The organism is Micromonospora thermarum, assembly GCF_012034245.1.
Classification (GTDB): Bacteria; Actinomycetota; Actinomycetes; order Mycobacteriales; family Micromonosporaceae; genus Micromonospora; species Micromonospora thermarum.
Map to the genome: position 1 here is coordinate 1 of NZ_JAATEO010000035.1, position 22,739 is coordinate 22,739.

The window sequence follows — 22,739 nt, forward strand, 5'->3', positions numbered from 1 at the left end:
CGCGAACACGTACCGGGCGGCGCGCTCCCGGGTCGTCTCGTGCCGGATCTCCGCCGCCGGGGCGATGGCTTCTGCCGTCTTCCGCTCGATCGTCGCGGCCATTGTCTCCACGTCCCTTCTGGGTCTCGCACCGCGCTTCCCGGTGGCATCTCCATTGGACGGCCCGGCCACGCCCGCCGGTCAGGGTCGACCGGGCCCCACCGGACCGGGACCTTGGACCCCTTTCCGCCCGGTCCGCATGGCGGTGGAGTCCCGGTCTCGCGGCCCTGCCCCGACCGGCCGACGCGGCCATACCGTCCGAGGTGGAGACGGCAGGGAGGTCGTGATGAGGACATGGCAGGTGGGCGACGTGATGACCCGGGACGTCGCAGCGGTGGGGGAGGAGACCCCGTACCGGGAGATCGTCGACGTGCTGGTCCGTCGGGGCATCAGCGGCGTGCCGGTGATCGACGGGTTTCGTCGGGTGCTCGGGGTGGTCTCGGAGGCGGACCTCCTGCACAAGATCGAACGGGCCGGCCACCCGGACCAGCGGCGGATCTTCGAGGGACGGCGGCACCGGAGCGCCCGGGAGAAGGCGGACGCGCTGCTGGCGCGTGACCTGATGACCAGCCCGGCGGTCACGACCTGGCCTGAGGCCACCATCACCGCTGCGGCCCGGCTGATGGAGCACGAGTCGGTGAAGCGGCTGCCGGTGCTGGACGACCTGGGCCGCCTGGTCGGCATCGTGGCCCGTGGTGACCTCCTGCGGGTACATCTGCGGACCGACGCGGAGATCCGTGAGGATGTCGTGCAGGAGGTGCTGCGCCGGGTGCTCGCGGTACGGGACGGGCTGGTCACCGTCCAGGTCCGCGGCGGTGAGGTGACCCTGGACGGGCGGCTGGACCGGCGCAGCGCGGTCGAGCTGGCGGAGCGGCTGGCCGGGCAGGTGAGCGGCGTGGTGCGTGTGGTCAGCACCATCGCGTACGACGTCGACGACACCGGCCTGGTCGAGCTGGAGGCAGGCCAGGTCACCCCGGTCGCCTGATGAGTCGTGCCGGGTTCGGCGGAGCACCGCCGGACGGCAGGCCCGCCGCCTAGGCTCGGGGGCGACGACGTGGTCCGGTCCCCCCGCCGGGTACGGGGCGGAGCGGTCCTGCCCCCGTAGCCGGCGCCGGGGACGAGGCGTCACGGATGCGGGGGGCGCCGGGTGGACGGAGCGACGTTCGCCGTGCCGCTGTGGGGCTGGGCGGCGGTCGGCGCGGTCATCGCCGTCATGCTCGCCGTCGACCTGCTCTCCCACCGGGACAACCACCTCATCGAGCTGCGCGAGGCGCTCGTCTGGTCGGCGGTGTGGATCACCGCCGGTCTCGCGTTCGGCCTGGTGGTCCTGTTCTGGCTGGGCGGCGAGCCGGCGGTCGCCTACTACTCCGGCTACCTGCTGGAGAAGGCCCTCTCGGTCGACAACATCTTCGTGTTCGCACTGCTGTTCGGCTACTTCCGCGTCCCCGACGAGTTCCAGCACAAGGTGCTGTTCTGGGGCGTGGTCGGGGCCCTCGCGTTCCGGCTCGCCTTCATCTTCGCGGGTGCGGAGTTGCTGAATCGGCTGGCCTGGGCCGGGCTCGCCCTCGGCGCGTTCCTCGTCTGGACCGGCTGGCGGCTCGCCGTACGCGGCGAACCGGACGTCGATCCCGACCGCAACCCGGTCGTCCGGCTCTTCCGCCGGCTGGTGCCGACCGATCCGCGCTACCACGGCAGCCGGTTCACGGTCCGCGTCGACGGGCGCCGAAAGGCCACGGTGCTGCTGGTCGCCCTCGTCGCGATCGAAGGCACCGACGTGGTCTTCGCGGTCGACTCGGTGGCGGCGATCCTCGCCATCACCAGGGACACGTTCCTGGTCTGGACCGCGACCGCCTTCGCGGTGCTCGGTCTGCGGAGTCTCTACTTCTGCCTGGCCGGCCTGCTGCGGCACTTCGAGTACCTGCGGTACGGCCTGGCGGTCGTGCTCGCGTTCGCCGGGATGAAACTGATCCTCGCCGAGACCCCGGTGAGGGAGGTGCCGGTCTGGCTGACCCTGGCGGTGGTGGTGCTGGCGCTGGGCACCTCGATCGCCTGGAGCATGGTCGCCGCCCGGCGGGGACGCCGCCGGGCCCGCCGGGGACGGATCAGCCCGCCGGGTGGGTGACCGGCGCGGCCAACTGGGCCGCCAGGAGGGCGGGAGCCTCGGCGAGTGACGGTCCGTACCAGGTCAGGTGTCGACCCGACACCAGGGCGCACGGCGTTCCGGGGAATGCCTCCGGCCCGTCGGTGGCGGTGAACCGGTACGGCTCGTCGGGCAACACCACCAGCTCCGGCGCCCGCCCGCGCAGTTCGTCCAGGGTCGGCCGAGGGTACCGCTCGGGGTGGTCGGCGTACCGGTTGGTCACGCCCAGCCGGCGCAGGACGTCACCGGCGAACGTGTCGCGGCCCAGCACCACCCACGGCCGACGCCAGACCGGCACCACCGCCGGGCGCGGTGCCGCGTCGGCCGGCAGCGCCGCCCAGGCGCGGCGGGCCGCCACCAGCCAGTCCGGCTCGGCCGGCGCGCCCAGCTCGGTCAGCAGGTCGGCCAGCTCGGTGAGCGCCTCGTCCACGGTCCGGGGGTAGGTGGCCCGCACCGGCACCCCAGCCGCCGCCAGCGCGTCGGCGTCCTCCCGGCGGTTCTCCTCGACGTTGAGCAGGACCAGGTCGGGGCGCAGCGCGCGGACCCGGTCCAGGTCCGGGTACTTGGTGCCGCCGACCCGGGGAACGTCCAGCCCGGCCGGGTGGGTGCACCAGTCGGTCGCCCCGACGAGCAGGCCGGGCAGCGTGGACGCCACGGCCTCGGTCAGCGACGGCACCAGTGACACGACCCGCACCGGCCCACCTCCGTTCCCGTTCCGTCGATCATGCCGGGTCCGACGGCGGCGGGCCGGGTCAGGGGGCGTACCCGACGTCGCCGCGCTCGGCGCCGTCGAATCGGTGCGACCGACGGTCGGGTCCGCCGTACCGCCGACGTGCCGGCCATGATCGACCGCCTACACTCGGCCGGTCGCCGGTAACCCGGTGACGGGACGGCGAACGGAACGAAGGCGATGACGAGCGGCGGTGGCACGGACGGCGGCTGGCTCCGGGCGCTGCCCGCGGACGGCGGGCCGGCCCCGGTGCTGACCCGGGACGATCAGGTCGCGTACGGGCCGCGCCGGCTCAGTGACCTGGTGCACCGGCGGCCGCCCGGCGTCACCGGTCACCAGTGGACCACCGCCCTGCGGGAGAGCTACGACCTCGTGGTCTGCGCGGCCGGGACCGGACTGCCCACCGTCGCGGTCGAGATCGGTCCGCCGCCGGCCGCCGGGTCGCCGGCGCAGCGCGTCGCACGGCTGAAGGACGCCGTCGCCGCCGCGGTCGGCCTGCCGGTGCTGCGCATCGGGTCGCCGACGTTGCGGCCCGCCGACCACGGGCCCGGGATCGTGGCGTACGTCCTCGACGCGCACGCCTACACCAACCGGTGGGCGGGGGAGCCGGGTGTCACCGGGTTCCGGGACATCGTCGGACGGCTCCCGGACGGGCGGACCGGGCCGGTCAACGACCTCGGGGCGCTCACCCGCTCCACGGCCGTCGAGGCGTACGTGGCGCGGCGGCTGTCCGACCCGATCGTGCGCGGGCTGCACGTGCGGTGGTCCGGCGGCCCGGCCGAGGGCTGGAGCTGGGTGGAGGTACGCCCTGGCGCGGTCCTGGTGGAGCGGGTCACGGTGGCGGAGCAGCGCTTCACCTGTGGGGTCGACCCGGCGCGGCTCGCCGAGGATCTCGCCGCCCTGGCGGTCGGTGAGCGGCTGCGCACGCTGGACAGCTCCGAGCCGCCCCTGACGTCGCGGGACGACCTGCGGTCCGGGATCCGTGGGCTGGCGGCGCGCCGTGCCGAATTGGTCGACGGCTTCGCGTTCGACCACCTCTGCGTCGACTGACGTTCGACCACCTCGCGTCGACTGATCGGCGCGCCCGCGCGCCCCTTCGAAACCCGCGGGAAATTTCCCTCGCGCCGCTTGAACCATCGCCGCAGCCGTTCCGTACTCATGCGGGAATGGACAGGATCTCCCCGACCGCGTCCCCAGACGTGGAAGACGGTGCGGAAAGGGCATCGTCGGTCATCGACGTGCCACCGGTTACGGCCCGACGGTAGACGCCGGGGCGTGCCACCTCAATTCCGTCGGTCCGCCGAGGTCTCGAATCAACTACCGGATCGAGAAGGAGAGCAATTCGATGCGCAGGTCCACACGGGCGCGCCGGTCATCCGGTAACGCGCGGAGCAAGCGGGTGCTGGCTGTGGTCGGCACGCTCGCGGTCTTCGGTGGCATCGTCGCCGTGACCCAGATCTCGTCGGCCGAGGACCGGCGGTCGAACCGGACCCGGCCCGCTGCCGCCGCCTGCGTGGAGCCCAGCCCGGGTGCGACCGCGCCGAGCGGGACCGGCACGACCCGTACCTGGCAGAACGGCCGCTGGGTGCGCAACCACTGGGGAGACGGCCAGCAGTCGGTCGAGGAGTGCCAGGAGACCCGGGACGGCCAGGCTCCGGCGAACAACGGCGGCTCCGCCGTGGCCTGCCCGGACGTGGCCAGCCGGCTGCCGCAGGTGCCCGAGCGGGCCCGCGGCGAGGTGGACCGCAACCTTGCCCTGCTGCAGACCCAGATCACCGAGGCTGACCGTCGGCTCGCCGCCGAGGGGCGCCGCGGTGAGGCGTTCATCCGCAACTCGATCCTGGCCCCGCTGGCCAGCAAGCGACGGGCGACGCTGGACCGCATCACGATCGCGATCGACCGGTTCGGTCCCCGTCCCCGCGGTCTGTCCCAGCTCGCCGAGTGCCAGGTCGCGCCGACCGGAAACACCAACGACGGAAACAACAACGGCGGCGACAACGACAACGACGGCGACAACAACGACGGTGGTAACGACAACGGCGGAAATGACAACGGCGGAAACGACAACGACGGCGGAAACAACGCTCCGGGCGCCGGGCTCGGTGTGCTGGCGAACGATTGCGACGACAGCCAGCTCCAGCCGCACGACGGTTTCCAGAACGGTAACCGGTGCGTGAGCACGGCCTTCGGCGAGGTCGGCGCCGCCGCGAACAACCCCTCCCTGCTGATCACGGACTTCCCGCAGGAGGTTCAGGCCAACCAGCCGTTCACGCTCCAGGTGAGCACCCGGAACCTGGTCCGGGACCGGTTCCTCGCCGCCGGCCAGGGCGGGTACTACGTGGAGAGTTCGCTGCTCAACGGCGACGGCCTGGTGCGCGGCCACTTCCACACCGCCTGCCGGATGCTGGAGAGCACCGACGAGGCCCCGGCCAACCCGGAGGACGTGCCGGCGTTCTTCGTCGCCACGGAGGACAGCCGGGGTGGCCGGGAGGCCGACGAGGTGACCATCCAGGTCCCGGGCATGCCGGAGTCCGGCATCGCGCAGTGTGCGGTCTGGGCCGGTGACGGCTCGCACCGCGTACCGATGATGGAGCGGGCCAACCAGACTCCCGCCTTCGACGTGGTGCGGATCGAGGTCAACTGACCGATCACGGTGACGGGGCCGTCCGGGCGCACCGGGCGGCCCCGCGTCGTGCTGAGTGCGTATGTGAGGAGTGCCGGCTCGACCGACACCTCTCACACACGCACTACGCCGCGACCGTCACCGGCGGAGCCGCCGGCGCCGTGCCGGTCAGGATCCCGGCCGCCGGGAATGGTGCGGCCCGCAAATGCCGGCGGGGTCGCGCCGTTTTCGGCACGACCCCGCGCGCGGGCGGGCCCGCTCGACTCAGCGGTTCTTGTAGGCCTCCACGACCTCGACCGGGATCCGGCCCCGCTCGGAAATCTTGTAGCCGTTCTTCGCGGCCCATTCCCGGATCGCGCGGTTCTGCTCCCGGTCCATTCCGGCGCCGGATCCGGCTCCCCGTCGGGGCGCCCGTGCCGTTTCGACGCCGCCGCGGCCCATCCGCCGGCCGGCGCTGATGTACGGGTCAAGCGCCTTGCGCAGGACGCCCGCGTTCTCGTCGGACACGTCGATCGTGTACGCCACGCCGTCCAGGCTGAACTCGACGGTCCGATCGGCCTTTCCGCCGTCGAGATCGTCGGTCAGAACCGTGATTACTTTTCTGGCCATCGCCGATTACTCCCTGTGTGGGGGCGGGGTGTGTCCAAAGTTTGACGTATCCCGTGGCATAACCGCAAGAAAACGCGTCCTCCTCATTTCGGCGAGTCGGGGGAATCCCTCGCCGAAATCGACGCGCGACCGGTCGGAAACTGCCGTGCGATCAGTCCGCGAGCAGACCGGTGTGGCCAGCCAGCGCCGCGGCCTCCGCCCGGCTCAGACGCGCAGTTCGCGCAGCGACGGCCGGCAGCGAGGTCAACAGCTCCTCAGGTTCGACGTGGCTTGGGTCACACTCCGGAACAAGGGGAACGATTTGTTACTTGAGCTGGACACGCTCAACTCAACGCGATAGCAGGTGTTCGATGGCAACTCTTCCGGTCCTTCCCCTGACCGACACCGTGCTGCTGCCCGGCATGGTCATCCCGGTGACCCTCGACCCGACCACCCAGGCCGCCGTCGACGCGGCCCGCGCCACCGGCGACCGCCGGCTGCTCGCCGTGCCCCGCATCGACGGTGAGTACGGTCCCGTCGGCGTCGTCGCCACCATCGAGAAGGTCGGCCGGCTGCCCAGCGGCGAACCGGCCGCCGTCGTCCGTGGCCTCACCCGCGCCCGCATCGGCTCCGGCGTCCCCGGACCCGGTGCCGCCCTCTGGGTCGAGGCGGCCGAACTCACCGAACCCGCCCCCGCCGGCCGCGCCCGGGAACTCGCCCGCGAGTACCGGGCCCTGATGACCTCGGTGCTCCAGCAACGCGGAGCCTGGCAGGTCATCGACGCGATCGAGCGGATGACCGACCTGTCCGAGCTGGCCGACTCGGCCGGCTACGTCTCCTGGCTCAGCCTCGCCCAGAAGACCGAGCTGCTCGCCGCGCCGGACGTCACCGCCCGGCTGGAGCTGCTGGTCGGCTGGGTGAAGGACCACCTGACCGAGCAGGAGGTCACCGAGCAGATCAACACCGACGTCCGCGAGGGGCTGGAGAAGTCCCAGCGCGAGTTCCTGCTCCGCCAGCAGCTCGCCGCGATCCGCAAGGAACTCGGCGAGGACGAACCGGACGGCTCCGCCGACTACCGGGCGCGCGTCGAGGCCGCCGACCTTCCGGAGAAGGTCCGTGAGGCGGCGCTCCGGGAGGTCGGCAAGCTGGAGCGGGCCAGCGACGCCTCACCGGAGGCCGGCTGGATCCGTACCTGGCTCGACACCGTCCTCGAGATGCCGTGGAACACGCGTACCGAGGACAACACCGACCTGGCGGCGGCCCGCGCGGTGCTCGACGCCGACCACGCCGGCCTGGCCGATGTGAAGGACCGCATCCTGGAATACCTCGCGGTGCGCAACCGGCGCGCGGAGCGCAACCTCGGCGTCGTCGGCGGCCGCGGCTCCGGTGCCGTGCTCGCCCTGGCCGGCCCGCCCGGCGTCGGCAAGACCAGCCTCGGCGAGTCCGTCGCCCGGGCACTCGGCCGGAACTTCGTCCGGGTCTCCCTCGGCGGCGTGCGCGACGAGGCGGAGGTCCGCGGCCACCGGCGCACCTACGTCGGGGCGCTGCCCGGCCGGATCGTCCGTGCGCTGCGCGAGGCCGGCTCGATGAACCCGGTCGTGCTCCTCGACGAGGTGGACAAGCTGGCCGTCGGCTACTCCGGCGACCCGGCCGCCGCCCTGCTGGAGGTGCTCGACCCGGCGCAGAACCACACCTTCCGGGACCACTACCTGGAGGTCGACCTCGACCTGTCCGACGTGCTCTTCCTGGCCACCGCCAACGTGGTGGAGACCATCCCCGGCCCGCTGCTGGACCGGATGGAGCTGGTCACCGTGGACGGCTACACCGAGGACGAGAAGGTGGCCATCGCCCGGGACCACCTGCTGCCCCGGCAGCGGGAACGGGCCGGGCTCACCGCCGACGAGGTGACGGTCGCCGACGAGGCCCTGGCCCGCATCGCCGGCGAGTACACCCGGGAGGCCGGCGTCCGGCAGCTCGAACGCGCGCTGGCGAAGATCCTGCGCAAGGTGGCGGTCGCGCTGGCGACCGACCCCACGCCGGTACGCGTGGACACCGGCAACCTGGCCCGCTACCTGGGCCGGCCCAAGCACACGCCCGAGTCGGCGGAGCGTACGGCGGTGCCCGGCGTGGCCACCGGCCTGGCGGTCACCGGCGCGGGCGGCGACGTCCTCTTCATCGAGGCGACCAGCATGGAGGGCGAGCCGGGGCTGACCCTGACCGGCCAGCTCGGCGACGTGATGAAGGAGTCCGCGCACATCGCCCTGTCGTACCTGCGGTCGAACGGGCGGCGGCTCGGGCTGGACCCGAACGCCCTCGCCGGGCGGCGGATCCACCTGCACGTCCCGGCGGGAGCCGTGCCGAAGGACGGCCCGAGCGCCGGCATCACCATGGTCACCGCCCTCGCGTCCCTGGCGAGCGGCCGGCCGGTCCGCCCCGAGTTCGGGATGACCGGCGAGGTGACCCTCTCGGGCCGGGTCCTGCCCATCGGCGGCGTCAAGCAGAAGCTGCTCGCCGCTCACCGGGCCGGCCTGACCGAGGTGATCATCCCGAAGCGCAACGAGCCGGACCTCGACGACCTGCCGACCGAGGTACGCGAGGCGTTGACCGTCCACACCCTCGCCGACGTTGCCGACGTGCTCGCCCTGGCGCTGCGCCCGGCCGACCTCGACACGGAGTCGCTGGACGGGCCGGCGACGCTGACGGCCGCGTAAGTGAGAGGAAGGGCCCCCTGCACGACGCCTCGGCGTCGTGCAGTGGGCCCTTCCCCATGCCGGCTGGAGCGCAGGCGGGGGCCCTGCCGCCCGTCTCGACAACGGGAGGCGTGACGAAGGGCTCTCGCCCCGCCATCCCTCAGGGGCGCTGCCAACTGCGGTCGCGGCGCTCGCGGCGGTCACCGTCGTACCGGCGCTCACCGCCGCCGTCGGTGTCGCGGTCGCGGCGGACCGTCGCCTTGCGGCCCTTGATCGTGCTGGCGCGAAGCCCGGCGATCACCGCGTCGGCAACCCCGACCGGCACCTCCACCAGGGAGAACCGGTCGGCGATCTCGATCGAGCCGATGTCCCGTCCACTGACCCCGGTCTCGCCGGTGATCGCGCCCACCAGGTCCTGCGGCCGGACACCGGCCCGCCGGCCCAGCCCCACGAAGACCTGCGTCGTACCGGCGCCGCGGGGACGGCCGCCGCCGCGCCGGTCGCCGCGGCCCTCGTACCCCGGCCGGCCCTCCCGTGTCGGGCGGACCGCGACCTGCGGGATCTCCTCCTCCTCGTCCGCGGTGCCCGGCAACGTGGCCTCGTGCGCCAGGCGCACCGCCGCGAGCGCCACCTCCATCAGGTCGAACTCGTCGCTGAGCGACTCGACGATGGCCCGGAACGGTTCGAGGTCGTCCTCCAGCAGGCTCTCCCGCAGCGCCGCCTGCGTGAGCTCCAGGCGGCGGGTCCGCAGGTCCGCGACCGTGGGGATCTTGTCGACGGTGATCCGCTGGCCGGTGACCCGCTCGATGGTCTTGAGCATCCGGTGCTCGCGCGGCTCCGCGAGGGTGATCGCCACCCCCTCCCGCCCGGCGCGGCCCACCCGGCCGATCCGGTGCACGTACGACTCGGGCGCCGACGGCACGTCGTAGTTGACGACGTGGCTGAGCTGCTCCACGTCCAGACCACGGGCCGCCACGTCGGTGGCGACGAGCAGGTCGGCGGTGCCGGCACGCAGCCGGCCCATCACCCGGTCACGCTGCTCCTGGCTCATTCCGCCGTGCAGCGCCTCCGCCCGGTACCCGCGGCCGTTCATCGTCTCGGTGAGCCGGTCGACCTCCTCCCGGCTGCGGCAGAACACGATCGCCGCGGTGGGGGACTCCACGTCCAGCACCCGGCCCAGCGCCGCCGGCTTGTGCGCCCGCGACACCAGGTACGCGCTCTGCCGCACCCGGGGCGCCTCGCCGGCCACCGGCTGCTCGCGGGCGATGAGGATGCGCACCGGGTCGGTCAGGTGCGCCCGGGCCATCCCGTCGATGCGGCTCGGCATGGTGGCCGAGAACAGCACCGTCTGCCGCTGCTCCGGCGCGTGCTCCAGGATCGCCTCGATGTCCTCGGCGAAGCCCATGTCCAGCATCTCGTCGGCCTCGTCCAGCACCACCGTGCCCAGATCCCCCAGGCGCAGCGTGCCCCGGGCGATGTGGTCCAGCGCGCGGCCGGGGGTGGCCACCACGACGTCCACCCCGGCGTCCAGGGCGCGCAGCTGCCGGCCGATCGGCTGGCCGCCGTAGATCGGCAGGACGCGGGTGCCGAGGTCCTTGCCGTACCGGTGGAAGGCCTCCGAGACCTGCACCGCCAGCTCCCGGGTGGGCACCAGCACCAGCGCCACCGGGTCGCCGCCGGGACGGTCGTCCGGCATCCGTTGCAGCAGGGGCAGCGCGAACGCCGCCGTCTTTCCCGTACCGGTCGCCGCCTGCCCGAGCAGGTCCCGCCCGCCCAGCAGGGGAGGGATCGCCTCCCGCTGGATGGGGGTGGGCTCCTCGTAGCCGAGCGCCGACAGCGCGGCCAGCAGCTCGGGGCGCAGGCCGAGGTCGGCGAAGGCGGGCGGGTCGGTGGATGGCGCGGACGGTTCGGGCGTGGAACTCATGGGTCAAGCCTTTCATCACGCCCGCGCGCCCGTCGCGGCGACCACCGGAACCACCGGGTCGGGCTCCGCCGCCACGTGCCGGCGGAGCCCGATCCGGTCAGCGGGCGACCACCGCCAGGATGATCGTTATCCCGACGACGGCGTCGAGGACGCCGCACCACTCGGCGTAGCCGCGCGGGACGACCCGACCGGTGCGGTGGTGGACCAGGTCCCACCCGGCGTGGGCCAGCCAGCCGAGGCCGACCAGCCAGTGCGCCAGGGTGCCGCCGACGGTCGCGGCGACCACGGCGAGCGCCGACCAGCCCACCAGCCCGGCCAGCTGGAGTCGCAGGGCACCCGGCACGCTCCACTGCCGGCGGAACGTGCCGATCACGAGGTAGCCGGCGGGCAGGACCAGCAGCGTCCAGGCGGAGAGCAGGGCGGGTGAGGTCCAGTTGTCGGCCGTCATCAGCAGCGCCAGCCCGGTCGGCCAGCGGTGTGCGAGGGCGGTGAGAAGGGTCCGGCGGCGCCCGCTTCCGGGCGTCGCGACGATCTCCGGCGAAGGCTTCACTGTCATGGCCCGAGCGTCACCCGTCGGCGGCGCGGGCCACACCCGCGCGGAATCACCGGCCCGCCGGGCGGAACGCCCGGCCGTCCCGGGCGTTTCACGGGTACGGCGTCCGCGCCGCCGCGGCCTACCATGCGAGGCGTGACGAGCGATCCGGCGGTTCCCCCGGCGGACCGGCGGCTGCGGCAGGCCCGGCTCGCCACCGCGGTCTCCCTCTCCGGCGGAATGGTGGCCGCCCTGCTGCTGCCCGCCGCCGGCCTCACCCGGGAACCGGACCCCTGGCGCGTCGCCGGGGGAGCGGCGGGCCTGACCGCCGTCGCCGCCGTCCTGGTCGTCGCTCTCCGCGCCGCGGTCGGCCCGCCGGCCGACCCGTCCCGACGGCGGATCATGTCGGCGCTCGCCCTCGTCACCGCGGCCAGCGTGCCGCTGGTCGGCCCGGTCGCGGCCGGCGCCTGGCCCACCTGGGCCTGGCTGGGCGCGGTGATCGTCGGTGCGGTGCCGCTGCTCGCCCCGCCCCGCGCGCTCGTCCCGGCGGCGGCGCTCGTGCTCGCCACGTCCGCTGCCGTCGCGGCGGCCACCGGTGGTCCGGTCGGTCGGGCGCTGGTCGTCACCGGGACGGTCGGGCTGGGCATCGCGGCCGTCAACGGCTTCCAGACCTGGTTCTGGGACCTGCTGGTGCAGGCGGCGCGTGGACGCGCGGCGGAGGCCCGGTTGGCCGCCGCGCAGGAACGGCTCCGGTTCGCCGGGGACGTGCACGACCTGCTCGGTCACCACCTGACGGTGATCGCGCTCAAGGCGGAACTCGCCGCCCGGCTCGCCGGCAGGGACCCCGAGCGGGCCGGTCGGGAGGCGGCGGAGGCGCAGCGGCTCGCCTCCTCCGCCCTCGGCGAACTGCGCCGCACCGTGCACGGGTACCGCCGCGTCGACCTGGCCGAGCAGGTCGGCGCCGTGGGACAGGTGCTGACGTCGTCCGGCGTCCGGTGCACGGTCGTGCCGCCCGCGGGCGAGCTGCCCGACGAGGCGGCCACGCAGCTCGCCGCCGTGCTCCGCGAGGCCGGCACCAATGTGCTGCGCCACAGCCGGGCCGGCTGGTGCCGCATCGAGATCAGCCAGGAGGCGGACGTGGCGAGGATGACCGTGACCAACGACGGCGTCGTGGGCGGCGCCAGGCCCGACCGGCACAGTCACGGCCTACGGGGTCTCGCCGACCGCCTGTCGGCGGCCGGTGGGCAGTTGCGCACCCGCAGCGAAGGCGGAGTGTTCACCGTCGAGGCGATCGTGCCGACGGCGTCATGATCCGGGTGCTGCTCGCCGACGACGAGGAGCTGATCCGTACCGCCCTCGCCGCCCTGCTCGACCTCGAACCCGACGTCGAGGTCGTGGCGCAGGCGCCCGACGGCGCGGCGGCGGTGGCGGCGGCCCTCGCGCACCGGCCGGACGTCGCCGTCGTGGACCTGGCCATGCCCCGGCTGGACGGCTTCCAGGTGGCGGCCGAGCTGGCCCGGGCGCTGCCGACCTGCGCGGTCGTCATCCTGACCGGTCAGGGACGGCCGCCACACCTCGCCCGGGCGCTCACCGCGGGGGCCCGGGGTTTCCTGCCCAAGGGCGCGCCCGGCGGCGCGCTGGCCGACGTGATCCGTCGCGTGCACGCCGGTGGCCGGTACGTCGACCCGGCGCTCGCCGCGGACGCGCTCACCATCCCGCCCTGTCCGCTGACCGCACGCGAGCTGGAGACGCTGCGGCTGGCCGAGGACGGCTCCCCGGTCGCCTCGATCGCCCGCCGCGCCCACCTGTCCAGCGGCACGGTCCGCAACTACCTCGCCATCGCCGTGCAGAAGCTGGGCGTCGACAGCCGGGCCGAAGCCGTCCGTGTCGCCCGCGAGAACGGCTGGCTCTGACGGTGCTCACTTGATCGACTCGACGCCCCGGCATCGTGCTGTCCCGGCGCCCACGACCCCCGCCGTGCCGCCGACATGGAGTGGATCATCGTCGCCGCCGAGGGCCGCGTGGCCGGGTCGTCGGGCTAGCCTGGCGGCGTGCGTACGGTGGAACTGGCCTGCTCCCCGGAGCTGGACACCGCCGTGCGGGCGGCGTGGGGCCGGCTGGCCGCGGCCGGCCTGCCGAGCCTCGCCCGCAACACCCACCCCAGCAACCGTCCGCACCTGACGCTCGCGTCGGTGACCGGGTTTCCGCCCGGCGCGGCGGCCCGCCTGGCCGCACTGTTGGACGCGGCCCTTCCCCTGCCGGTGCGCCTCGGGGAGATCGCCGTGCTGGACGGCAGCGCCCCACTGGTGTGGCTCGTGCGCCCCGACGCCGAGCTGGTCGCCCTGCACGCCGAGGTGTGGACGGTGCTCGCCGACGCGGACGGGCGCAACCCGTGGCACGCGCCCGGCCGCTGGACGCCGCATCTCAGCCTGGCGCTGCGGTTCGGCGGCGCGGACCGGGGCCTGGCCCGCGCCGTGGTCGGCTCCGGGCAGCCGACCGGCTCGTTCGTGGCCGCCCGGAGCTACGACAGCGCCGACCGGTCCGTCCACGTCCTGTCCGCCCGGCGCTGAATCCACCCGATCCGATCTTTTGCGGCGACGTCCCACGCGGTTTAATGCTCGGTAACTTGTGGCGCACGCCACAGGTAACCCTTGGGGGCGCCGTGCTGCAGGTACGGAATCTCGAGGTCGTCTACGACGACGTGATGCTGGTCCTTCGCGGCCTGAGCATCACCGTCCCGCCCGGCGCGATCGTCGCCCTGCTCGGCGCGAACGGCGCCGGCAAGACGACCCTCCTCCGCGCGATCACGGGCCTGCTCGACATCCACGACGGCGAGGTCGCCCGGGGCGAGGTGACCCTGGACGGCGAGCCGCTGCACCGGCTGCGGCCGGCCGCGATCGTCCGCCGGGGCGTCGCCCAGGTGATGGAGGGGCGGCGCATCTTCGGCGAGCTGACCGTCGAGGAGAACCTGCGCCTCGGCGGCCACACCGACCCGCGCCGGATCCCGGCCCGGCTCGACGAGGTGTACGCGCTGTTCCCGGTGCTCGCCGACCGGCGTCGCCGCACGGCCGGCTACCTGTCCGGCGGCGAGCAGCAGATGCTCGCGATGGGCCGCGCGCTGATGGCCGGGCCGCGGTACCTGCTGCTGGACGAACCCAGCCTCGGCCTCGCGCCCCGGCTCGTCGAACAGGTCCGGGAGCTGATCCTGCGGATCAACGCCGCCGGCACCGCGGTGCTGCTGGTGGAGCAGAACGCGACCATGGCGCTGTCGATCGCCGCCCACGGGTACGTGCTGGAGACCGGCCGGGTGGTGCTCGACAAGCCGGCCGCCCAGTTGCTGGCCGACGACGACGTCCGCGAGTTCTACCTCGGGCTGCACGCCGGCGACGGGTCCGCCCGGCGGTCGTTCCGGGACGTCAAGCACTACCGGCGACGGAAGCGGTGGTTGTCATGACCGACGAGCCGACCCGGACCGACGAGCCCAGCGGGACCGGCGACCGGACCCGGTCCGACGAGCCGAGCGCGACTGACGCGCCGGTCCGGACCGACACACCCACCCGGGCCGACGAGCCGATCCTGACCTTCGACGACGTGCGGCTGGCCTTCGCCGGGGTCCGGGCGATCGACGGGGTGAGCTTCACCGTCGGCCGCCAGGAGCTGTTCGCCGTGATCGGGCCGAACGGGGCCGGCAAGACGTCCATCTTCAACGTCCTCTCCGGCGTCTACCGGCCGCAGGCCGGCCGCGTCGTCTTCGACGGCGTCGACCTGATCGGCCGCCGTCCCCACGAGATCGCCGCCCTCGGCCTGGCCCGCACCTTCCAGAACGTCGAGTTGTTCGCCAACCTCACCGTCCTGGAGAACCTGCTGCTCGGGCGGCACCACCACATCCGCTACGGGCCGCTGTCGGCCCTGCTGTGGCGGGGACGGGCCCGCCGCGAGGAACTGGCCGCCCGCGCGGCGGTGGAGGAGATCGTCGACTTCCTGGAACTGGAGCAGTGGCGGCGCATGCCCGTCGGACTGCTGCCGTACGGGGTGCAGAAGCGCGTCGAGCTGGGCCGCGCCCTCGCCATGGAACCGAAGCTGCTGCTGCTCGACGAGCCGGTGGGCGGCATGAACCTCGAGGAGACCGAGGACATGGCCCGCTACATCCTCGACGTCCGCGAGGAACTCGGCATCCCCATGGTGCTCGTCGAGCACGACATGGGCCTGGTCATGGACCTGGCCGACCGCGTCCTCGTCGTGGACTTCGGCCAGCCGGTGGCCACCGGCACGCCCGCCGAGATCCAGCACCACCCGGACGTGATCCGCGCCTACCTGGGGGAGGTGACCAGGACATGACGACCACCACTGCGCCGTCGGGGGCCACCGCCGCGGACACCGCCGGCGCCGCCGCCACCACGATCGCCTCCCGGGTACGCGACCGCGCCCGCGCGACCCCCGACCGGGTGGCCATGCGGGAGAAGGTCCGGGGCGTCTGGTCGGAGCTCAGCTGGGCGTCCTACTGGGACACCGTGACCACGGTGGCGCACGGCCTGCTCTCCCTGGGCGTACGGCCCGGCGACCGGGTGGCCGTCCTCGCGGAGAACCGGCGGGAGTGGCTCTGGACCGACGTGGCGGCCGTGGCCGTCCGCGGCGCCACGGTGGGCCTCTACCCGACCAACCCGGCCGGCGAGATCGCCTACCTGCTGGCCCACTCGGGGGCGCGCGTGCTGGTGGCCGAGGATCAGGAGCAGGTCGACAAGGTCCTCGACGTCATCGACGACTGCCCCGACCTGGAGCACGTGGTCTACCTGGAGCCGCGCGGCGTCCGGGGCCGCTACAGCCACCGCGCCCTGCTGCACTGGGACGACTTCCTCGCGCTGGGCACGGCCCACCGGGTCGCCCACCCCGGCGCGGTCGACGACCTCATGGCCGCCGCCGCCGACACCGACCTGGCCACCCTCATCTACACCTCGGGCACCACCGGCCGGCCCAAGGGCGCCATGCTGACCAACGCCAACGTGGACTTCGCCGTGCGGACGGTCACCGACGGCGCCGGCCTGGCCGACCCGCCGCCCGGCCCGGGCGACCTGATCCTGTCGTACCTGCCGCTGTGCCACGTCGCCGAGCGGGTCTTCACCACCTGGAGCAACGCGGGCGCGGGCATGCAGGTCAACTTCGCCGAATCCATCGCCACCGTGCCGGCGAACCTGCGCGAGGTACAGCCCACGCTCCTGTTCGGGGTGCCCCGCATCTGGGAGAAGATCCTCGCCACGGTCACCACGCGGATCGCCACCGCCTCGCCGCTCAAGCGGGCCGTCGCCCGCTTCTGGCTGCGGGTCTCCGACCGGATCGGCGCCCGGCTCGTCGCCACCGGCGGCCGGCACACCCCGGCCACCCGGCTGGCGTACGCGATCGGCTGGCTCTTCTGCTACCGGGCGCTGCGCGAGCGGATCGGCATGCGCCGCGTCCGGTACGCGGCGTCCGGCGCCGCCCCGATCGCCCCCGAGGTGCTGCGCTTCTTCATGGGCATCGGAGTGCCGATGCACGAGGTGTACGGCATGACGGAGAACTCCGCCGTCGCCACCGGCAACCACCCCGGGCGGGTGAAGCTCGGCACCGTCGGCGAGCCGCAGCCCGGCGTGGAACTGCGCATCGACGAGGCGACCGGGGAGATCCTCACCCGCAGCCCCGGTGTCTTCGCCGGCTACCGCGACGACCCGGCGGCCACCGCCGCGGTGCTGGAGCCGGACGGCTGGCTGCACACCGGCGACGTGGGGGAGTGGGTGGACGGCACACACGTGCGGATCACCGGCCGGGCCAAGGACATCATGATCACGGCCGGGGGCAAGAACATCGGACCGGCCGGCATCGAGAACGAGCTGAAGGCGTCCCCGTACGTCAAGGAGGCCGTGCTCATCGGCGACCGGCGCCCGTACCTGGTGGCGCTGATCGGCATCGAGCCGGACACGGTCGGGCAGTGGGCGCAGGCCCGCCGGCTGGCGTACACCACCTACCGCGACCTGACCACGAAGCCGGAGGTGGTCGAGCTGGTCCGGACGGTCGTCGACGAGGTCAACCGCCGGCACCCCCCGGTCGAGCAGGTGAAGCGGTTCCGGTTGCTGCCCAAGGAACTCGACCAGGACGACGGCGAGCTGACCGCCACCCAGAAGGTCCGCCGGGAGGCCGTCACCCGTGCCTTCGCCGACCTGGTCGACGACCTGTACGGCCCGGGCGGTGACCGGTGACCGAGCTGATCGAGAGCCTGCTGCGCGGGCTCGGCACCGGCAGCGTCTACGCCCTGCTCGCGCTCGGCTTCGTCATCATCTACAAGGCCACCCGGGTGATCAGCTTCGCCCAGCCCGCGTTCATGCTCGCCGGCGTCGTGGCGGTCACCTACCTCACCCCGGCCGTCGGCTTCTGGGCCGCGGTGCCCCTGGCCGCGCTCGGCACGGCGCTGCTCGCGCTCGGCGTGGAGCGCACCGCCGTCCGCCCGATGGTGGGGCGGCCCGCGTTCGTCGTCGCCATCATCACCCTCGGCGTGGACGTCGCCGTCCGCGTCGTGGTCAACGCGTTCATCGGCCTGGACGTGCGGCACGTCGGCGACCCGTGGGGGCTGCGCACCCTCGCCCTCGGGCCGGTGGAGATGCAGCAACGGCACCTCGCCGCGGTGGTCGCGGCGGCCCTGCTGGTCGCCGGGTTGTTCGCGTTCTTCCGGTTCACCCGCACCGGGCTGGCGATGCGCGCCGCCGCGCTCGACCAGGAGGCGGCCCTCGCGCACGGCGTCTCCGTCGGGGCGGTCTTCGCGGTCAGCTGGGCGCTCGCCGGCGGGCTGGCCGCCGTCGCCGGGACGTTCGCCGCCGCCGGCGCCAGCGTGGACACCGCCCTCTGGCTGATCGCCCTGACCGCCCTGCCGGTGATCATCCTCGGCGGGCTGGACTCGCTGCCCGGCGCGGTGATCGGCGGGCTCGCCGTCGGCGTCCTCCAGGAACTCGTCGCCACGTACGCCAACGACGTCGCCTGGCTCGGCGGCAACGTCTCGGTCATCACCCCGTACGTGCTGATGCTGGTCGTCCTGCTGGTCCGCCCGTACGGGCTGTTCGGCACCCGGGAGGTGGAAAGGGTATGAGGGGCCGGCCGCTGCTGCGCACGTCGTACGCCGAGGAACTGGCGCTGCTCGACACCCCCGCGAAGCGGGGCTGGACCGCTGCGCTGCTGGTGCTGGCCCTCGCGCTGCCCTTCCTGCTCACCGACGACCTGCTGCAACTGCTCGCGGTGTGCTGCGTCGCCGCGATCGGCGCGATCGGGCTCGGCCTCGTCACCGGGTACGCCGGCCAGGTCTCCCTGGGGCACGCCTTCTTCCTCGGCATCGGCGCGTACACGGCCGCGGCCCTCAGCGGCGACCCGGACGGCCGGGTGATCGGCCTCGGTGTCACCGACATCGCGCTCTGGCTGCCCGCCGCAGGGCTGGTCGCGGCGGTGGCGGGCGTGCTGGTCGCGCCCCTCGCGACCCGGCTGCGTGGGCTCTACCTCGCCATCGTCACCCTCGGCCTGGTCTTCATCGGCCAGCACATCTTCAACGAGTGGTCGTCGCTGACCGGCGGCGCGGGGGTCGGCCGGCCGGCGGCCACCCTGGAGTTCCTCGGGCGGCCCCTCGCCGTCACCGACGAGATCGCCACCCGCGACCAGAAGCTGTACTGGCTGATGCTCGTGCTGCTGCTGGTCTTCGCCCTCGCCGCGCGCAACCTCGCCCGCTCCCGGATCGGGCGGGCGTTCACCGCGATCCGCGACCGGGACATCGCCGCCGGCGTGATCGGGGTGAACCTGCCCCGCTACAAGACCATCGCCTTCGCCGTGTCGTCGTTCTACGCCGGCTGCGCCGGCGCGCTGCTCTACACCGTCACCGGCTTCTTCGACCCCGGTTCGTTCAGCCTGCTGCTGTCCGTGCAGTACATCGCCATGGTGCTGATCGGCGGCGCGGGCACCATCTCCGGCGCCATCGCCGGGGCGTTCTTCATCACCCTGCTGCCCCGGCTCACCCGGGAACTGCAGGCGTGGGTGCCGTTCATCAGCACCCAGCCGAACGAGGTGCCGAACGTCTTCCAGGTGGAGACGATCCTCTACGGCGTACTCATCATCGTCTTCCTCATCTTCGAACCACGCGGGCTGTTCGGTCTCTGGATCCGGGCCCGCACCTACTGGAAGGCGTGGCCGTTCTCCTACTGAACCAAGCGAGGAAGCCATGAGAAGAGCGACGTCGCGGCTCGCCCTCGGGGCGGCCGTGGTCCTGCTGGCCGGCACCCTCACCGCCTGCCGGGGCGGTGACACCGAGAGCGACGCGTCCGGGCTGAAGACCGACGTGGGCGTGACCTCCGAGCCCTGCCCGGAGGCGGTGGACAAGAACAAGGGCTGCATCTACCTCGGCATCATCTCCGACCTCACCGAGGGCCCCTTCCGGGCCCTCGCCGTGCCGATCACCGACGCCCAGAAGGCGTTCTGGAAGCGGGTCAACACGGCCGGGGGGATCGGCGACTACGAGGTGGACGTCACCCGGTACGTGCGCGACAACAAGTACAACCCGCAGACCCACAACCAGGTCTACCAGGAGATCAAGCCGAACGTGCTGGCGTTGGCGCAGAGCCTCGGCTCGCCCACCACCGGCGCGATCCTCGGCGACATGAAGGCCAACAACGTGATCGCCGCGCCGGCGGCGTGGACGTCCGGGTACGCCTTCGAGGACGTCATCATCGAGTCCGGCGCCAACTACTGCGTCGAGTCGATGAACGCCCTGGACTACGCCCGGGAGGCGTACAGCCCGAAGTCGCTGATGGCGGTGCACCTGGCCGGGGACTACGGCGACGACGCCGCCGCCGGGGTGAAGCTCGCCGCGCAGACCCTCGGGATGACCTTCACCGACGTCAAGACCGACTCGGGCGCCGACAAGCAGGCCGGCGCGATCCAGGCCATCCTGACGGGCAAGCCGGACCTGGTGGTGCTCACCATGGGCCCGGCCGACGCGGCCACCATCGTCGGCCAGGCCGTCGCCCGCGGCTTCGCCGGCCGGTTCATCGGCACCAGCCCCACCTGGAACCCGGCGCTGCTGCAGAGCCCGGCCGCCCCGGCGCTGCTCGCCAAGTACGAGCAGTCGGCGCCGTGGAACTCCTGGAGCACCGACACCCCGGGACACCGGGCGCTGCGGGAGGCGCTGCCCGGCGTCACCCCCAACGACGGCTACACCGCCGGCTGGGTGTGGTCGTACCCGATGAAGGCGGCGCTGGCGAAGGCCGTCGAGGACGGCGACCTCACCCGGGCGGGGCTGCTCAAGGCGGTCAAGTCCCTGACCAAGGTGGACTACGAGGGCATGCTGCCGGACAATGCCGGCAACTACGCCGCCGGGCCCAACGACGGGGCGGTCCGGGTCACCGCCATCTACAAGCCGGACCCGGCCGGGCCGACCGGGGTCAGCCGGGTGCGGGACCTCTTCACCGGGCCGACCGCGCAGGCGTACACGCTCGACCGGCCCTGCTACGAGAAGCTCTGACGGATGTGCGGAAGGGTCCCCTGACAACGCCAGGGGACCCTACCCTTTCTCTCAGCGGTGGAACCGGAGGTAGTCGAACTGCGCGGTCACCGTAGGCTGCGCTCCGCCGTGGGCGATCAGGCCGATCCGTGGCGTGGTGTCGGCCGGGAACGTCCACACCCCACCCCACGTCCAGTTCCGGCCGTCCCGGCTGGAGCCGGCCCGGAACTCGTGTTCCCCGGTCGCCGGGTCCACCCGGTGGGCGAGCCGTAGCCACGTCGTGGTGGCGGGCGCGCCGACGATGTTGCCGCCGTACACGGGCTGGCCGGCGAAGGGCAGCTCGTAGCCGTACTCGACCTGGCGGGTGTTCCAGATCGCCACCTGCGCGAGCCGGGCGAACCGATCGTCGTCCACGTACGCCACCAGGCCGGCCTGCTGGTAGTTGCGCACGGTCTCCTCGCCCAGGTCCAGGGTCACCTTCGTCTCGACCACGTAGTCACCGGCCGGCGCGTCGCGCAGCAGCACGCTCGCCGTGTTGCCGGTGCCGACCAGGTCGCCGCCCTGCACCGGCCAGCGCAGCGCCCCGCCGGACACGGTGGCGGCCGGGTCCTCGCGCACCCACGTCCAGCCCGCGCCGAGCCCGCCGTCGAACTCCTCGGACCAGGCCGGGAGGAGCTGCCCGGCACGCGGCTCGGGCGCCGTCGTCCGGACCGGTCGGTGCAGCCGGGCGATGCTGGCGTTGTCGAACTCGGCGTCGCCGCCGGCCGCCGTGAGCGCGAGGCGGCCGACGACCGGGCGGTCCAGCGGCAGCGTCACCGCGGCGAGCTGGTCGCCGAGGCGTGCCGGGCTCAGCTCCGCGACGAGCTGGTGCCCGCGGACCTCGACGGCGAGGTTGCCCGGGTCGGTGGCGCGCCACGCGGCGGGCAGCGGGGCGGTGGCGGCCCGCGTACCGTCGCGGGCCACCAGCCGGCGGGCCGTGGCGTCCACCGTGACCTCGACCCGGTCGCCCAGGACGATCCCGGCGGACGCGGCGTCGGCCACCCGCAGGTCGGTCTCCGCGCGTACGTCCCCGCCGACGGTGGTACGGCTGGTGAGGGTGCCGCGGCCGACCAGCCGGCCGTCGGCGGCCCGCCACCCGTCCGTGCCCTGCCACCCGGCGAGGCCGGCGTCGAACCGGTCGTCGAGTCGCCCGGTGGTGACCGGCGCCGGCCGTGGCCCGTCCGAGGGGCCGGTGCCCGCGTTCACGGTGGGCCAGCCGTCGACCCAGTCCAGCCGGTCGAGCAGCATCGGCCGCTCGTTGATGCCGAACGGCTCGTCCAGGTACGGGTCCGCCCGGTCGATGCCGTGGTAGACGATCCAGTCCTGCCCGGACAGGTCGGTGACGAACCCGTTGTGCCCGACGCCGATCCAGCGGTTGCCGTTCTGCGTGAGCACCGGCGTGCCGCCGGCCCGGGAGGCGACCAGCGGGAGCCCGTCCCGGTCGACGAACGGGCCGCGCGGGCTGCGCGACCGGCCGACGTGGACGGAGTAGCCGGTGGCCGGGCCGGCGCAGCAGTTGGCCGTCGACGCGAACAGGTAGTACCAGCCGTCGCGCCGCAGCACGTAGCTGCCCTCGTGACAGGTCGGTGCCGGGCGAAGCGTCGCCGTGCCACCATGGGCGGATGAGCACCGCCGTCAGTGGTGGTCCGGCCCTGGCCCGGCTCGCCACCCTGCTCGCCGACGACACCCGGGCCCGGATCTGCCTGGCGCTGCTGGACGGGCGGGCGTGGACCGCGGGCGAGTTGGCCCGGCTGGCCGGGGTCGCGCCCTCCACCACGAGCGACCACCTCACCCGGCTGGTCCGGGGCGGGCTGCTCACCGAGGAACGGCAGGGGCGGCACCGGTACGTCCGACTCGCCGGCCCGTCGGTGGCCCAGCTCGTCGAGGACCTGGCCGCGCACGCTCCGGCCCCGCCGGTGCCGGTCCGCCGCCCGA

Annotated in this window: 18 protein-coding genes and 2 pseudogenes; 15 read left to right on the top strand and 5 right to left on the bottom strand. The window is 73.7% G+C overall.

Annotated features, from left to right (window positions below; translation table 11 throughout):
• The first annotated feature begins 325 nt into the window (after window positions 1–325).
• Window positions 326–1,024, top strand: coding sequence for a CBS domain-containing protein (locus HCJ94_RS24885; RefSeq protein ID WP_168003474.1), 699 nt, complete (start codon window positions 326–328; stop codon window positions 1,022–1,024).
• Between the two features lie 162 nt (window positions 1,025–1,186).
• Window positions 1,187–2,161 (top strand): TerC family protein, encoded by a 975-nt coding sequence (locus HCJ94_RS24890; protein WP_168003475.1) that lies wholly within the window; start codon window positions 1,187–1,189, stop codon window positions 2,159–2,161.
• Here HCJ94_RS24890 and HCJ94_RS24895 read toward each other — a convergent pair.
• Window positions 2,142–2,873 (bottom strand): helical backbone metal receptor, encoded by a 732-nt coding sequence (locus tag HCJ94_RS24895; RefSeq protein ID WP_168003476.1) that lies wholly within the window; start codon window positions 2,871–2,873, stop codon window positions 2,142–2,144. The genes HCJ94_RS24890 and HCJ94_RS24895 overlap by 20 nt on opposite strands.
• Window positions 2,874–3,089: 216 nt before the next feature.
• On the opposite strand from HCJ94_RS24895, the gene HCJ94_RS24900 reads away from it, so the two are divergent.
• On the top strand, window positions 3,090–3,959 hold the full coding sequence (locus tag HCJ94_RS24900) for a PDDEXK family nuclease (RefSeq protein ID WP_168003477.1): 870 nt from the start codon (window positions 3,090–3,092) through the stop codon (window positions 3,957–3,959).
• Between the two features lie 295 nt (window positions 3,960–4,254).
• A complete protein-coding gene (locus HCJ94_RS24905; RefSeq protein WP_168003478.1) occupies window positions 4,255–5,553 on the top strand; it encodes a hypothetical protein in 1,299 nt (432 codons plus the stop codon).
• Window positions 5,554–5,796: 243 nt separating this feature from the next.
• Here the strand turns inward: HCJ94_RS24905 and HCJ94_RS24910 are convergent, their stop codons facing one another.
• A complete protein-coding gene (locus HCJ94_RS24910) occupies window positions 5,797–6,141 on the bottom strand; it encodes a histone-like nucleoid-structuring protein Lsr2 (protein WP_168003479.1) in 345 nt (114 codons plus the stop codon).
• Window positions 6,142–6,491: 350 nt separating this feature from the next.
• On the opposite strand from HCJ94_RS24910, the gene lon reads away from it, so the two are divergent.
• Window positions 6,492–8,831 carry an endopeptidase La gene (gene lon / locus HCJ94_RS24915; protein ID WP_168003480.1) on the top strand — a complete coding sequence of 780 codons (2,340 nt, stop codon included), beginning with the start codon at window positions 6,492–6,494 and terminating at the stop codon, window positions 8,829–8,831.
• Window positions 8,832–8,970: 139 nt separating this feature from the next.
• Here lon and HCJ94_RS24920 read toward each other — a convergent pair whose 3' ends face one another.
• Together HCJ94_RS24920 and HCJ94_RS24925 are read right to left on the bottom strand one after the other, a co-directional pair.
• The gene (locus HCJ94_RS24920) at window positions 8,971–10,734 is read right to left on the bottom strand and encodes a DEAD/DEAH box helicase (protein WP_240944493.1); all 1,764 of its coding nucleotides are present in this window, start codon (window positions 10,732–10,734) and stop codon (window positions 8,971–8,973) included.
• Between the two features lie 97 nt (window positions 10,735–10,831).
• The gene (locus HCJ94_RS24925) at window positions 10,832–11,290 is read right to left on the bottom strand and encodes a hypothetical protein (RefSeq protein WP_168003481.1); all 459 of its coding nucleotides are present in this window, start codon (window positions 11,288–11,290) and stop codon (window positions 10,832–10,834) included.
• A 123-nt stretch (window positions 11,291–11,413) separates the two neighbouring features.
• Between HCJ94_RS24925 and HCJ94_RS24930 the strand changes: the two genes are divergently transcribed.
• From HCJ94_RS24930 to HCJ94_RS24970, 9 genes are all read left to right on the top strand, one after another.
• Entirely contained in the window at window positions 11,414–12,577 is a 1,164-nt protein-coding gene (locus HCJ94_RS24930; protein ID WP_168003482.1) for a sensor histidine kinase, read from the top strand.
• Window positions 12,574–13,179, top strand: coding sequence for a response regulator transcription factor (locus HCJ94_RS24935; protein WP_168003483.1), 606 nt, complete (start codon window positions 12,574–12,576; stop codon window positions 13,177–13,179). The genes HCJ94_RS24930 and HCJ94_RS24935 overlap by 4 nt, the downstream gene beginning before the upstream one ends.
• Window positions 13,180–13,317: 138 nt before the next feature.
• Entirely contained in the window at window positions 13,318–13,836 is a 519-nt protein-coding gene (locus HCJ94_RS24940; protein WP_168003484.1) for a 2'-5' RNA ligase family protein, read from the top strand.
• Between the two features lie 44 nt (window positions 13,837–13,880).
• Window positions 13,881–14,720, top strand: coding sequence for an ABC transporter ATP-binding protein (locus HCJ94_RS24945; protein ID WP_205801881.1), 840 nt, complete (start codon window positions 13,881–13,883; stop codon window positions 14,718–14,720).
• On the top strand, window positions 14,717–15,604 hold the full coding sequence (locus HCJ94_RS24950; RefSeq protein ID WP_168003486.1) for an ABC transporter ATP-binding protein: 888 nt from the start codon (window positions 14,717–14,719) through the stop codon (window positions 15,602–15,604). Before HCJ94_RS24945 ends, HCJ94_RS24950 begins: the two co-directional genes overlap by 4 nt.
• Complete coding sequence (locus tag HCJ94_RS24955) at window positions 15,601–17,493, top strand: AMP-dependent synthetase/ligase (RefSeq protein WP_168003487.1); 1,893 nt, start codon at window positions 15,601–15,603, stop codon at window positions 17,491–17,493. The genes HCJ94_RS24950 and HCJ94_RS24955 overlap by 4 nt, the downstream gene beginning before the upstream one ends.
• Window positions 17,490–18,374, top strand: coding sequence for a branched-chain amino acid ABC transporter permease (locus tag HCJ94_RS24960; RefSeq protein ID WP_168003488.1), 885 nt, complete (start codon window positions 17,490–17,492; stop codon window positions 18,372–18,374). The genes HCJ94_RS24955 and HCJ94_RS24960 overlap by 4 nt, the downstream gene beginning before the upstream one ends.
• A complete protein-coding gene (locus HCJ94_RS24965; protein WP_168003489.1) occupies window positions 18,371–19,471 on the top strand; it encodes a branched-chain amino acid ABC transporter permease in 1,101 nt (366 codons plus the stop codon). The genes HCJ94_RS24960 and HCJ94_RS24965 overlap by 4 nt, the downstream gene beginning before the upstream one ends.
• Before the next feature lie 16 nt (window positions 19,472–19,487).
• Window positions 19,488–20,786 (top strand): ABC transporter substrate-binding protein, encoded by a 1,299-nt coding sequence (locus HCJ94_RS24970; protein ID WP_168003490.1) that lies wholly within the window; start codon window positions 19,488–19,490, stop codon window positions 20,784–20,786.
• 51 nt (window positions 20,787–20,837) lie between these two features.
• Here the strand turns inward: HCJ94_RS24970 and HCJ94_RS24975 are convergent.
• Window positions 20,838–22,379, bottom strand: a pseudogene (locus HCJ94_RS24975) (family 43 glycosylhydrolase); the annotation flags it as partial.
• A gap of 47 nt (window positions 22,380–22,426) precedes the next feature.
• Here HCJ94_RS24975 and HCJ94_RS24980 point away from each other — a divergent pair.
• Window positions 22,427–22,732: pseudogene (locus HCJ94_RS24980) on the top strand (ArsR/SmtB family transcription factor); the annotation flags it as partial.
• Window positions 22,733–22,739: the final 7 nt, after the last annotated feature.

What these genes read in the sequence shown, in the direction of transcription:
- HCJ94_RS24885 (WP_168003474.1), top strand. Translation starts at nt 326, where the DNA reads ATGAGGACATGGCAGGTGGGCGACGTGATGACCCGGGACGTCGCAGCG.
- HCJ94_RS24900 (WP_168003477.1), top strand. Translation starts at nt 3,090, where the DNA reads ATGACGAGCGGCGGTGGCACGGACGGCGGCTGGCTCCGGGCGCTGCCC.
- HCJ94_RS24905 (WP_168003478.1), top strand. Translation starts at nt 4,255, where the DNA reads ATGCGCAGGTCCACACGGGCGCGCCGGTCATCCGGTAACGCGCGGAGC.
- HCJ94_RS24910 (WP_168003479.1), bottom strand. Translation starts at nt 6,141, where the DNA reads ATGGCCAGAAAAGTAATCACGGTTCTGACCGACGATCTCGACGGCGGA.
- lon (WP_168003480.1), top strand. Translation starts at nt 6,492, where the DNA reads ATGGCAACTCTTCCGGTCCTTCCCCTGACCGACACCGTGCTGCTGCCC.
- HCJ94_RS24920 (WP_240944493.1), bottom strand. Translation starts at nt 10,734, where the DNA reads ATGAGTTCCACGCCCGAACCGTCCGCGCCATCCACCGACCCGCCCGCC.
- HCJ94_RS24925 (WP_168003481.1), bottom strand. Translation starts at nt 11,290, where the DNA reads ATGACAGTGAAGCCTTCGCCGGAGATCGTCGCGACGCCCGGAAGCGGG.
- HCJ94_RS24930 (WP_168003482.1), top strand. Translation starts at nt 11,414, where the DNA reads ATGCGAGGCGTGACGAGCGATCCGGCGGTTCCCCCGGCGGACCGGCGG.
- HCJ94_RS24935 (WP_168003483.1), top strand. Translation starts at nt 12,574, where the DNA reads ATGATCCGGGTGCTGCTCGCCGACGACGAGGAGCTGATCCGTACCGCC.
- HCJ94_RS24945 (WP_205801881.1), top strand. Translation starts at nt 13,881, where the DNA reads ATGCTCGGTAACTTGTGGCGCACGCCACAGGTAACCCTTGGGGGCGCC.
- HCJ94_RS24950 (WP_168003486.1), top strand. Translation starts at nt 14,717, where the DNA reads ATGACCGACGAGCCGACCCGGACCGACGAGCCCAGCGGGACCGGCGAC.
- HCJ94_RS24955 (WP_168003487.1), top strand. Translation starts at nt 15,601, where the DNA reads ATGACGACCACCACTGCGCCGTCGGGGGCCACCGCCGCGGACACCGCC.
- HCJ94_RS24965 (WP_168003489.1), top strand. Translation starts at nt 18,371, where the DNA reads ATGAGGGGCCGGCCGCTGCTGCGCACGTCGTACGCCGAGGAACTGGCG.
- HCJ94_RS24970 (WP_168003490.1), top strand. Translation starts at nt 19,488, where the DNA reads ATGAGAAGAGCGACGTCGCGGCTCGCCCTCGGGGCGGCCGTGGTCCTG.